Here is an 11,457-nt window from a genome sequence, read left to right on the forward strand (position 1 = left end):
CACCGGACTATGCTGATGAAAATCCATTCTGAAGTACGCGTTCTCAGTATCGAAACCGAATAGTATTTGTCCTATGATTGTGCCGGCGCGGTGCATGGTACCAAATTGATCTGCGACATAATAGTGGCCGGCGGTGAGCCATTCAAAATAATTCGTGACTTCCCCGTCCAGCTTAGGACTGACGAATCTTCGCGGAACACGATAAACGAGTGAGGGCGCGCGCGGCGCTTTAATCGGCAGCAACAAAGCTTCCGGAACCGGTTTCCCTAAAAAATGATAAACGTTGCTGATGTGCTGCCGGAAGAGACGATCAAACTCCGCGTCGTTTTCGGAAGAATGATCTTCTCCAAACCACCAGAACCAATCGCTCCCTTCTGCAATCAGAATTTCTTCGTAAGCCTTCTCGATCAAATCTGCTTTTTGCGGTTCATTGACGCGCGCATAATCAATAAGATCTCTTGCTTCCTTTAAAAAATCCCAGCCCTTATTGTCTTCCGGATGCCCGATCCAGATCGCAAAATTATGATTGATCCAGGATCCGGGAAAAAGTTTTGCGAGAGAACGGCCTCCATAAGATTGAACATATTCGCCGATGGTTGTGCTTTGAATCCACGGTTCCTTTGTGATTCGTGAATAAAGCGCTCGCAGAAAATCCCGGCCGTTCTTCGGGTAATACTCCCAGGCGTTTTCTCCATCGAGTATGATCGAAACAAGTGGCGGTCCATCCTGCGCTCTTTCCGCCAAGCAACGCTGATCGATATCGTACAGGCGTTTCAGAAAGTCCTCCGCTGCATCGGCAGGTGAGACGCGCGAATAATGAAAACCGATCAGATCCGAAAGAACATGATCGCGAAATACAATATGAATGGGTTTTCCGATGGAAAGCTTTTCATAAGAAGAATACAAGTTTGAAGCGCACCACCGGGCCTTTTCGTGAACAGGTTTCTTTTCGATGGAATGCAAAAGGATCTCTTCATCCGAAGCGATCCACTGAATGCCGGCTTCCGTGAGCAAAGGAAGAATGTGTTCGCTAACCGATCCTTCTGAGGGCCAGCATCCCACCGGCCGCTCTCCAAACACTTTTTCGTGATAAGCCATCGCGCGCTGAATTTGCATTCGCGCGTCTTCCGGTCTTGCAAACTCCAGCATCGGAAGCAGCGCAGACGGCTGAGATTCCTTTGCAATTCTCGTATTTACCAGCAGCGGAAGAATCGGATGATAGAACGGAGTCGTTGAAAGCTCTACCTGTCCCCTTTTCCTTGCCTCCTTGTATTCAGGAAGAATGCTGCGCAACAATTCTAATTCCTTCTGGTGAAGAATCGTCTTATCGTTTTCATCGAAGAATCGTTCCTTTTCCACAAGCCGGGTAACCTCAGGATCGGAAACAAGATATTCTTCGTCCATCCACGCAAGCTTCTGCAAAATCTGCAGATCGAGGTAATCCTGCGATGTATAAGTAGCGCGCGCATGTTCCATATCATCGATCGAGCCCTCGAAACCTCTCTTTTCCAGCAACTCCCAGTATCTTGGAAATCGCGCGATCAAATTCTCCTTATTTGCATAAAAGAAATAGCGGAGCAGGTAACCTTTATCCGGCTCTTCCAGCTCTGAGACCGGCTTCAACGACAGTTCCAACATCGCCTCCCGAGCTCTTCCGTGAACATAATCGTCGAGCTGAATCATCAGCGAAGGAACCAGATTGAAGTTCTGTTTCAACTCTGGAAATTCCCGCAGAATTCGCACCATGCCGTAATAATCTTTTAAACCGTGAAGTCTTACCCAGGGGAGCAAATAGGAGTGATCAGCATTATTCTTGTAGTACGGCTGATGCATATGCCAGATGAAGGCAAGCTGAATGGCCATAGGGCATTACTATAAACTAGGAAGTCACGAGTGACCAGTGTCCAGTGACCAGTGGACACTGATTACTGGTCACTATATTATGCAAAACTCATGATTCTGGACCGGTATCTCATCAAAGAAGCGATTCCCAATTTCCTGATTGCATTGCTGGTTTTTACGTTCGTAATGCTGATGAATCAGATCCTGGTACTGGCTGAAATTCTGATTACGAAAGGAGTGGATTTCGTCCTTATCTTCCTCATTATTTTTTACAGCCTTCCGGCTCTGACCGTGCTCACGATACCAATGTCATTGCTGTTGGGAATTCTGTTGAGCTTTGGAAGGCTCAACAGTGACAGCGAAATTACCGTCTTGCGCGCGAGTGGCGTCAGTTTTTACCGTTTGATGGTCCCGATACTGGTGCTGGCTCTGGCCGGATGGATCGTGTGCGGATACTTAATGCACAGGACGGTGCCATGGGCTAACTATTCATTCAGCCGGCTGGTATTCAAGATTGCCACAACGAATCCCACAAGTGAATTCAAACCTCGCATTTTTTACAACCAGTTCCGGAACATGCTCCTCTATATCCAGGATATTCCCAGCAAAGACCAGATTTGGAAAGGGGTCTTTATTTTTGATGAAAGCCAGCCGAATAAAGCTCGCGTCGTCCTTGCGCGCGAAGGTGTCGTACGGAAAAAGGAAACTGGGAATGAGGACCTTGAAATCAAGCTTGAGGATGGGAGCTGGCATGAAGTGGATACGCAACTGCCGCAAGATTACACGTTTGTGTTTTTTAACCAGAACGTTTTGCCTCTGCCACAACGAGGCCAGTTCAATCTCGAACTCCCCAAGAATGATCGCGAACTTACAGTTCCAGAATTGAAGGCGATGGTAAATAGCTATAAGCAAAAGAAGTTTCCTACTAATTTCTTAGAGGTGGAGATCTATAAGAAATATTCGATACCGTTTGCCTGCATGGTCTTTGCTTTTCTCGCTGTGACGCTTGGGGTGACATCGCAAAAAGGAAGCCGCTCCTCGGCTTACGCGATCAGCATCGGAATCATTTTGCTTTACTACGTGCTGTTAATCGGCGGAGAAAGAATGGGAGATGCGGGTAGAGTGTCTCCCTGGCTTGCCGCATGGGGAGCCAACATCGTGCTGGGAAGTCTTGGCCTTGTTTTGTTCTTGAAGGCGAATAGTGTGGCGTTGCGGAAGTTCTCTCAGTCGTTTCATTTTTTCACTTTGCGCAGGATACAGCGTCCGGTTTTGCACAATCCGGGAAGACGCAGAGTTCGCGTTGTGATACGGATTCCACGCTACTCTTTAAGCCTTTTCAACTTGCTGGATAAGTACATAGTCCGTGAATTTTTAAAGAATTTTTTGTTGATCCTGATTGCGCTCGTTCTAATTGCTGAACTCATCGAAGCCACACAGCTTGTGGATGATCTTTTCCGGCACAACTCTCCGGTATCGCTGCTCTTTCAGTACTTGAAATTCAACATACCGCAGTGGATTTTTTATGTGGTTCCAGTGACGGCATTGACCACGACTCTGGTAACGTTCGGACTTTTCACAAAGAACAGTGAAGTGATCGCGATGAAATCCAGCGGGATCAGTCTGTACCGCATCGCCCTGCCGGTCGTCATTGTTGCCATGTTTCTGAGCGTTTTTGCTTACTGGCTGCAGGACTTCATTCTTCCCTTAACAAATAAGATTGCGCATAACTACAAAGATGCCTTAAAGGGAAATCCCCGGCAAAGTTTTACTACGACTGAACGTCATTGGATCGCAGGAGCGGATGGCTTCTATAACTATGATTTGTTTGACATCCAGAAAGGCAGGATGTTTGGATTTTCGATTTATCAGATGGATCTGGAAGAATTTTCCATAGTAAGGAGAATCTACGCCCGCGAAGCGTTTTATAAGGATGAGCAGTGGCACTTGCAAAATGGATGGCAAAGGACTTTTAAAGGAACAAAGGTTCAGTACGGTACCTTTAAAAAGCTTCAGATCAGCTTGCCAGTCAGTCCGGAATTTTTCACAACCGAGCAGCAACTTCCCTCGGAAATGAATTTTGCTGAGTTGAAGAATTACATTTCGAAAATGAAGGTGCGTGGATATGACTTCGTTCGCTTTGCGGTTGATCTCCAGGCAAAATTGTCTTTTCCCACCGTTTCATTGATTTTGACTCTGATTGCGGTTCCCTTTTCCTTTACCACAGGAAAACGCGGGGCGCTGTTTGGAATCGGTTTGAGTATTGTGATGGGAATCGTATTCTGGTTTTTTCTGGCTCTGACCAAGTCACTGGGCTATCTGGAAATCTTGAATCCGTTTCTCGCTGCCTGGGCTCCCAACATTCTGGCAACCATGCTCGCCCTCTATCTACTCTTCAAACTCCGGACGTAGCGCGGACGTCTCGTCTGCGCAGCGCCACAGGCGGGACGCCTGTGCTACTTTGTTTACGTTCCTTCTTGCCAGGACGCGAGGTAATGTTCCTGTTCAGCGGACAAGTGATCGATGCGCACGCCCATTGTTTCCAGTTTCAGTTTCGCAATTTCCTGATCGATTCTTTCCGGAACGACATAGACTTGTTTCTTCATCGTTTTCGCATTAGCAAGAAGATACTCAACGGAAAGAGCTTGATTTGCAAAACTCATGTCCATCACCATAGCAGGATGGCCTTCCGCTGCGGATAGATTCACGAGCCGGCCTTCAGCAAGCAAATAGATTTTTCGTCCATCTTTTGTGGTGAACTCTTCCACAAAATCGCGAATGGTCCTGCGTTCGGTGGTCATGGCTTCCAGCGCGGGAATGTCAATCTCCACATTGAAATGACCGGAATTGCTGATGATCGCGCCGTTTCTCATCAAATCAAAATGACGTTTTTGCAGGACTCCTTTATTTCCCGTGACAGTAACAAAGATGTTGCCGATTTTCGCAGCCTCATCCATGCCCATCACTTCAAAACCATCCATCACTGCCTCCAATGCGCGCAATGGATTCACTTCGGTAACGATGACATGCGCTCCGAGCCCTTTTGCGCGCTGAGCAACACCTTTGCCGCACCACCCATAGCCGGCGATAACCACGCGTTGGCCAGCTATCAGCACATTTGTCGCGCGGATGATTCCATCAATGGTGCTTTGTCCGGTTCCGTAACGGTTGTCAAACATGTGCTTGGTATTCGCATCATTCACAGCAATAATCGGATAACGCAAAACTCCATCGGCGGCCATGCTTCTCAAACGGATGATGCCGGTCGTTGTTTCTTCTGTGCCGCCAATCACGCTATCCAGCAAGTTCGTAAGCTTCGAATGCAGAACGCTCACCAGATCGGCGCCGTCATCCATGGTTACCTGGGGAGAATTGGAAAGCGCGGAAACGATGTGCTTGTAATATGTATCGTTGTCTTCTCCTTTGATCGCAAAGGTAGGAATGTTGTGATTTTTCACAAGAGCAGATGCCACGTCATCCTGTGTGGAAAGAGGATTGGAGGCGCATAGTTGAACGTGCGCGCCGCCCGCTTTTAAAACCAGCATGAGATTCGCGGTTTCCGTAGTTACATGAAGGCAGGCGGAAATGCGCACACCGGCCAGAGGTTTTTCCTTTTCAAATCGTTTCTTGATCGCCATCAGAACGGGCATATTCTGCCACGCCCATTCCATGCGAAGTTCACCTTTTTCAGCCAGACCAATGTCTTTCACATCGTATTCCATAAATTTTCTCCATCGTTTTTACCGCAGAGATCGCGGAGTACGCCGAGAAAAAAGGAAAGTTTTTTGCTTTCTCAGCGATCTCCCCGTTCTCTGCGGTGATTTTAAGAGGATTATTTCGCGACCGCTTGATGCTCCAGGGCCTTTGCTAAATCATCAGCCTTGTCCGTTTTTTCCCAGGTAAAACTATCTTCTGTGCGGCCGAAATGACCATACGCAGCAGTTTTCTTATAGATCGGACGTCTCAAATTCAGAGTTTCAATGATTCCCTTAGGAGTCAGATTAAAGAATTCGCGAACAAGATTCGGCAATTTGCTATCATCCACGCGCGCTGTTCCAAAAGTATCGACCAGCACGCTCACCGGTTCCGCTACGCCAATCGCGTAGGCGAGCTGGATTTGAGCGCGATCGCAAAGTCCGGACGCCACGAGATTTTTCGCAATGTAGCGAGCCATGTATGTTGCCGATCGGTCCACTTTTGTCGGATCTTTACCGGAAAATGCGCCACCACCGTGCGGCGCCATGCCACCGTAGCTGTCCACAATGATTTTGCGTCCGGTTAAACCTGTGTCTCCATGCGGGCCACCGATTTCAAAACGCCCTGTGGGGTTGACGTAGTATTTCGTTTGTGAATCCAGCAATTCCGCTGGAATTACATGAGGAATTACATGATCCTTCAGATCTGCGGCAATTTTCACCTGATCCACGCTCGGACTGTGTTGAATCGAAAGGACAACTGTATCGATTCGAATCGGCTTACCGTTTTCATATTCCACGGTAACCTGCGATTTTCCGTCCGGACGCGCCCATTCCAGAACATTAGAGCGTCTCAATTCAGATACTTTCCGCACAAGTTTATGCGCCATCATAATCGGCAGCGGCATGAATTCAGCGGTTTCGCGGCAAGCAAAACCAAACATCATTCCCTGATCTCCGGCACCACCGGTATCTACACCCATCGCGATGTCTGGTGATTGTTCCTGAACTGTGGAAATTACAGCGCAGGTGTCGCAATCAAATCCGAACTTTGCGCGCGTATATCCGACTTCACGAATCGTATCGCGGACAACTTTAGTAAAATCCACATAGCAATCCGTGGTAATTTCACCGGCAATTACCGCGCAACCGGTCGTCACCAGAGTTTCACAGGCAACGCGTCCTTTTGGATCCTGCTCCAGAACGCTATCTAGAATCGCATCCGAAATCTGATCGGCAATTTTGTCGGGATGACCTTCCGTTACCGATTCAGACGTGAACAAACATCTTCCATTCATTATCATTTCAGTTTTCCTCCGGGCTCCATGAGGCTGGGCTCGACGCCCCCTCCCTGTGGATAAAAGAGTTTTACCGTATCATAGGACGGACACCTCTGTCAATTTAGTGACAAAGTAATGAGTAATGAGCAATGAGAATTACGTCAAGAACCATGTGGTGTTTTGATCAGTTGTTTGGCGAGTTCCAGCTGCTGATTGCGATCCGGGGCTTCGCCATCGAGACGTGCCCGCAAAACATGGTCCAGGATTTCCTTGATCTCAGGACTGGGTGGCGCTCCTAACTGCAGCACATCATCTCCGGTAATCTCAAGTTTCACCGCGCGATAATCGCGCAGAAAAGAAAGGATTTGACGCCGGATCAAATCTTCAGAAGAACGAGCCATCGCATACAAAATCACTTCTTGCGGAAATTCCCGAAGCGAAAAATAGGTGTCCCCCGGTTTCGGATTCGACTTCGAAAGGAGCCGCGCTCGAATATCCTTCGTGTTGGACTTGTAATACTTCAACAAATCCTGGACTCGCGCGGTCAATTGCAATCGCGCGGAAACATCCGCTCGTTCCTGGCGATCCAATCTTTCCAGCAATGCCAGGAGATAAAGCAGCCAGGCTTCCGGCGGTTCCTTCAAAAAATTCAGATGGAACCAGGACAGAACACCCTGAACCTGATAGAGCAGATCCAGCAGAAAAGAATCCAACGCAATCGAAGGATGAATGAACTGCAATAACTTGTATTCTTGCAGCAGCCGGATTGCCGGAATGGGATGCTCTTCTTCCAGCAGATTTTTCAGTTCGGTCCACAGTCTTTTACCAGAAAGTTTTTCCAGCACCCTGCTTTCGACTGCGCTTCGGATCAAACGCTGCGTGTCTTTGCTGATGGTGAAATTGAAGCGCGTCGCAAACCGGATCGCGCGCAGCGCGCGGGTCGGATCATCAATGAAGCTCAGACTGTGAAGCACGCGGATGATTCCCTGATGTAAATCATCCCAGCCGCCGAAGTAATCGATCAATGCGCCAAAGCGGGCTGGAGAAAGTTCGATCGCCAGCGTATTGATTGTGAAATCGCGCCGGTAAAGGTCCTGACGCAGGATGCCGCCCAGCACCTGGGGCAAAGCGGCCGGCGCATGATAGGATTCCGTGCGCGCGGTCGCGACGTCCATTTTAATCTGGCCTTCGAGCATCAATCGCGCGGTTCCAAACTGCGTGTGCGTTGCGATTTGCGCGGAGTGAAGCCTTGCAAATCTATCAGCGAACTCAATGCCATCCCCTTCTACAACGAGATCCAGATCGATGTTTTCCCGGTGCAAAAGCAAATCGCGAACCATTCCACCAACAAGGTAAGTCTTAAATCCCATCTGCTCAGCAACGATACCGGAATCCTGAAGCAGCTGAATGATGGAATCCGGAAGCCTCTTCTTCAGCATCGCCTTCAGATTTTCCGATCGCTTGCTTTTGCGAAGCGCGAGCTTTGGAGAACTCAATTCGTATTGGAACCTCAAGAGATCCATACGAGTGATAATACCCTGCACTTTAGACGGTTCCTTCCCGACAAGCACGAAACGGGTCCGACCTGAAATCATTCTGTCCAGAATCTCTTGCGCCGGAGTATCGGGATCTATGAGTGGAAGCTCTGTCACCATATAATCCTGCACCGGCCGGTCGGCAAGACCATGATACACGCCTCCATCCACGATCTGCCTCGTGATGGTCCCAATCACTTTTTCCGCATCCGTCACAACAAGCGCGTTGATACGAAAGCGGTTCATCAACTCAGAGGCCTCCGCGAGATTCTTATCCGGCGCAATCTGGATTATGTTTCCCTTCATCAAATCCATTGCCGTCTCGCGTCTTTTCAAGTTTTGAATCAACAAACCTGTCAATTTTTCACGCGCTTCAATCAAAGTCACGCCTTTCAGCACAGCAGACGCAGCCATTTTGTGCCCACCGCCACCGAGTTGAATCATGATCTGACCGACATCCACATCGGGCGAAACGGAACGAGCGATCACATGAACCCTGTTATCCATCAAAATCAGCGCAAAAAAGAGATCGATCGGCTCGAGATCCATAAAACGATGGACAAGATACGCAGCTTCCGGCACAAATTCCGGCCATGAAAAAACGGACAGAATAATCCTGGAACCCTCAATTTGAATCTGCTCGCTATGGGAAACCATCTTGTTGAAGAACGCAGCTTGATCGGGCTGCAAACGATGCGTCAACAACCTGTTCACGAGCGCGATTTCAGCGCCCTTGTCTAGAAGGAAAAGCGCCGCTTGAAAATCCTCCGGAGTGCATCCGGTGGACAGAAAGTTTGCAGTGTCCTCATAAATTCCTGCCAGCAAAATGCTTGCTTCAAAAGAGGTAAACGGCACGCGTGTCTTCATCAGCTCTTGAACCACGATGGTGGTTGTTGAGCCGTACGGATGTATATGAAGCTGATTCGCTGCAATGCTAATTTGCTCTTGCGGATGATGATCATAAATCTCAACAAACGGCCGGTTTGGTTGCTGCAGTACGGAGGCCAGAGGGCCAAGTCTATCTTCCCGTCCGACATCAACCAGAATCAAATGCGACACTTCCCGAATCTCTTTCAGCGGAAGTTCCGGGAAATCGCTGCGATTCTCGTTGAAAAAATGTCTGAGTGTCGGTTCTTTTGCTCCCGGAAACACGAGATGCGCATCCGGATGCAGTTTGAGTAGTCCGACCATCGCGGCAAATCCGTCGAAATCCGCATTTACATGAGTAGAAATAATCTTCATGGCTTAATATTCAGCATATCATTTGTAGGGGCTGCGCATTCGCGTTTTTTCCGAATCCTCAGCCCGAGCATTTCGGGCACAGCATTTCTAAAAAGCACAAATGCGGCGCCCCTACGGCGCAAAACAGTGTGATAATATTTACTTCATCTTGGAACAACCTACAGATCTGGAATTAATCGAACGTTGTCTGAATCGGGACCAATCCGCCTGGGAACAGATCGTGACGCGCTACAAGCGAAAAGTATTCGGAATTGCTTACAAATTCACGGGGCGATTTGAGGAGGCTGAAGATCTCACCCAAGAAGTGTTTCTAAAGGTCTACAAAGCTCTCGATTCTTATAAAAAAGAGCAGGATTTTTCCTGGTGGCTCGTCAGCATTTCCCGCAATGCCTGCATCGATTATTACCGCAGCACGAAACGGGAAAAGAGACTGCTCAGTCAGGGTCTCGATAAAATCAAAGAGTTCAAATTCGAAGGACTCTCACCGGAAGGAACAATGGAAGCGGCGGAACGTTCCAGAAGTTTGAGGCAAAGCTTGAGTGAATTGCCGGATGATCTTAGGACAGTGCTGGTTCTTCGTGATTTGAAAGGAATGTCGTACAAAGAGATTGCAGAGCAGCTCGGACTGGTGGAAGGGACAGTGAAATCAAGGATTCATCGTGGACGAGCCGAGCTCGCTGAAAAGATCAAGGGGATCGCCACGATACAAGGAGTTTAACAATGAGTGCCACCGAAAACGAAGTCAAAACGATCCGCGTTCCTTTCGAACGAATGGTGTACGAACTGCTCGACCAGGTCTCGCGCGAGTGGGCCGGTTATCTGCAGGAAGGTTACCGATACTTTGTGATGGATCTGGGAAGAGTCGCGTTCATGGACAGCGCCAGCATTGGATGCTTGATGGATTTCTATCGAAAAACGAAAGCCGCAGGTGGGCGGATTCACCTGGCTGCCGTGCAGCCCAGAATTGATACGTTGCTCGCGATAGCGAAAGCAAAAACACTTTTTGCTATTTACAACGATGTTGAAGATGCTGTAGCGGCCTTTCAACGGGAAGGGAGTGATTTATGAAAAAGATTAAATTATCCAGCGGCTATGAGCTCAACCTCGATGGCGATCTGCTCTCCATGATCGAAGCAATCTACCAGGAGGTCGGACTTCGCAAAGAACTCCAACACTCGTACGAAGATGTGATGAAAGAAATCGAAAACATTTTGCAACAGCTCACAACCGAACAGCTTCAACATTATTTCAAGGAGAGCCTTTTCTTAAATACAGTAACGTATGAAAACGAGATGCTCGACGCTTATTTAAAGAAGCTGATTCAGGAAAAAGCCTGAAGATGTTGAAGATGAAAATCAGATACTGGATTCTCATTTTTGCGCTTTGTTTATCCCCTTCGCTCTTTCTTTTTTCAGAGCCAACAACTATCGAAATCAGTTGTCAAAAATCCTTTTATACGCCGGATGTGATTCGTGTTAAGAAAGGGGAGCCGGTTGTTTTGCTTGTAAAGGCAACGGATGTGGCGCACGGTTTTGCGATCGATGAGTTCAACATTGCAAAGGAAGTAGCCCCCGGCCAGCCCGTGAAAATAGAGTTCACGCCCGATAAGGCAGGAGAGTTCATCTTTTACTGCGTGGTCCGCTGCGGGAAAAAACACCTTCAAATGCGCGGGAGATTAATTGTCGAGTAGTGTAAGAAGGGGGGATGTGGAGATGATGGAGATAAGGAGATATTCTTTTTAATCCCCACATCTCAAATATCTCCTCATCTCCCTTCTTACCTAACGCGGCATAGCCGACAACCAAAATGATAGCGGAGAGAAGTCCGAATATCGAACAAGGAACTCCGAACCGCAGAAGTCTGGCC

General features: G+C 48.2%; 9 protein-coding genes. 5 read left to right on the forward strand and 4 right to left on the reverse strand.

Annotated elements, in window-relative coordinates:
* The coding region (locus tag L0156_27040) for a glycoside hydrolase family 57 protein (GenBank protein MCI0606657.1) at positions 1 to 1,863 on the reverse strand (1,863 nt) is incomplete at its 3' end.
* Between the two features lie 51 nt (positions 1,864 to 1,914).
* Here L0156_27040 and lptG point away from each other — a divergent pair.
* Positions 1,915 to 4,251 carry an LPS export ABC transporter permease LptG gene (gene lptG, locus L0156_27045; protein MCI0606658.1) on the forward strand — a complete coding sequence of 779 codons (2,337 nt, stop codon included), beginning with the start codon at positions 1,915 to 1,917 and terminating at the stop codon, positions 4,249 to 4,251.
* Positions 4,252 to 4,304: 53 nt separating this feature from the next.
* Here lptG and ahcY read toward each other — a convergent pair whose 3' ends face one another.
* From ahcY to L0156_27060, 3 genes are all read right to left on the reverse strand, one after another.
* A complete protein-coding gene (gene ahcY / locus L0156_27050; protein ID MCI0606659.1) occupies positions 4,305 to 5,561 on the reverse strand; it encodes an adenosylhomocysteinase in 1,257 nt (418 codons plus the stop codon).
* Positions 5,562 to 5,671: 110 nt separating this feature from the next.
* Positions 5,672 to 6,838 (reverse strand): methionine adenosyltransferase, encoded by a 1,167-nt coding sequence (metK, locus tag L0156_27055; GenBank protein MCI0606660.1) that lies wholly within the window; start codon positions 6,836 to 6,838, stop codon positions 5,672 to 5,674.
* A 137-nt stretch (positions 6,839 to 6,975) separates the two neighbouring features.
* Entirely contained in the window at positions 6,976 to 9,591 is a 2,616-nt protein-coding gene (locus L0156_27060; protein MCI0606661.1) for a CBS domain-containing protein, read from the reverse strand.
* A gap of 148 nt (positions 9,592 to 9,739) precedes the next feature.
* Between L0156_27060 and L0156_27065 the strand changes: the two genes are divergently transcribed.
* Genes L0156_27065 through L0156_27080 form a run of 4 tightly spaced genes read left to right on the forward strand, consistent with a single transcriptional unit; the run spans position 9,740 to position 11,281 of the window.
* Positions 9,740 to 10,309: a sigma-70 family RNA polymerase sigma factor gene (locus L0156_27065; GenBank protein ID MCI0606662.1), complete on the forward strand. Its 570-nt coding sequence runs from the start codon at positions 9,740 to 9,742 to the stop codon at positions 10,307 to 10,309.
* Positions 10,310 to 10,311: 2 nt separating this feature from the next.
* Positions 10,312 to 10,659 (forward strand): STAS domain-containing protein, encoded by a 348-nt coding sequence (locus tag L0156_27070; GenBank protein ID MCI0606663.1) that lies wholly within the window; start codon positions 10,312 to 10,314, stop codon positions 10,657 to 10,659.
* Positions 10,656 to 10,928 carry a hypothetical protein gene (locus tag L0156_27075; GenBank protein ID MCI0606664.1) on the forward strand — a complete coding sequence of 91 codons (273 nt, stop codon included), beginning with the start codon at positions 10,656 to 10,658 and terminating at the stop codon, positions 10,926 to 10,928. Before L0156_27070 ends, L0156_27075 begins: the two co-directional genes overlap by 4 nt.
* An 11-nt stretch (positions 10,929 to 10,939) precedes the next feature.
* Positions 10,940 to 11,281, forward strand: coding sequence for a cupredoxin domain-containing protein (locus L0156_27080; GenBank protein ID MCI0606665.1), 342 nt, complete (start codon positions 10,940 to 10,942; stop codon positions 11,279 to 11,281).
* The last annotated feature ends 176 nt before the right edge of the window (positions 11,282 to 11,457 follow it).

It is taken from the genome of bacterium (assembly GCA_022616075.1).
GTDB lineage: Bacteria > Acidobacteriota > HRBIN11 > JAKEFK01 > JAKEFK01 > JAKEFK01.

What these genes read in the sequence shown, in the direction of transcription:
- ahcY (MCI0606659.1), bottom strand. Translation starts at nt 5,561, where the DNA reads ATGGAATACGATGTGAAAGACATTGGTCTGGCTGAAAAAGGTGAACTT.
- metK (MCI0606660.1), bottom strand. Translation starts at nt 6,838, where the DNA reads ATGATAATGAATGGAAGATGTTTGTTCACGTCTGAATCGGTAACGGAA.
- L0156_27060 (MCI0606661.1), bottom strand. Translation starts at nt 9,591, where the DNA reads ATGAAGATTATTTCTACTCATGTAAATGCGGATTTCGACGGATTTGCC.
- L0156_27070 (MCI0606663.1), top strand. Translation starts at nt 10,312, where the DNA reads ATGAGTGCCACCGAAAACGAAGTCAAAACGATCCGCGTTCCTTTCGAA.
- L0156_27075 (MCI0606664.1), top strand. Translation starts at nt 10,656, where the DNA reads ATGAAAAAGATTAAATTATCCAGCGGCTATGAGCTCAACCTCGATGGC.
- L0156_27080 (MCI0606665.1), top strand. Translation starts at nt 10,940, where the DNA reads ATGAAAATCAGATACTGGATTCTCATTTTTGCGCTTTGTTTATCCCCT.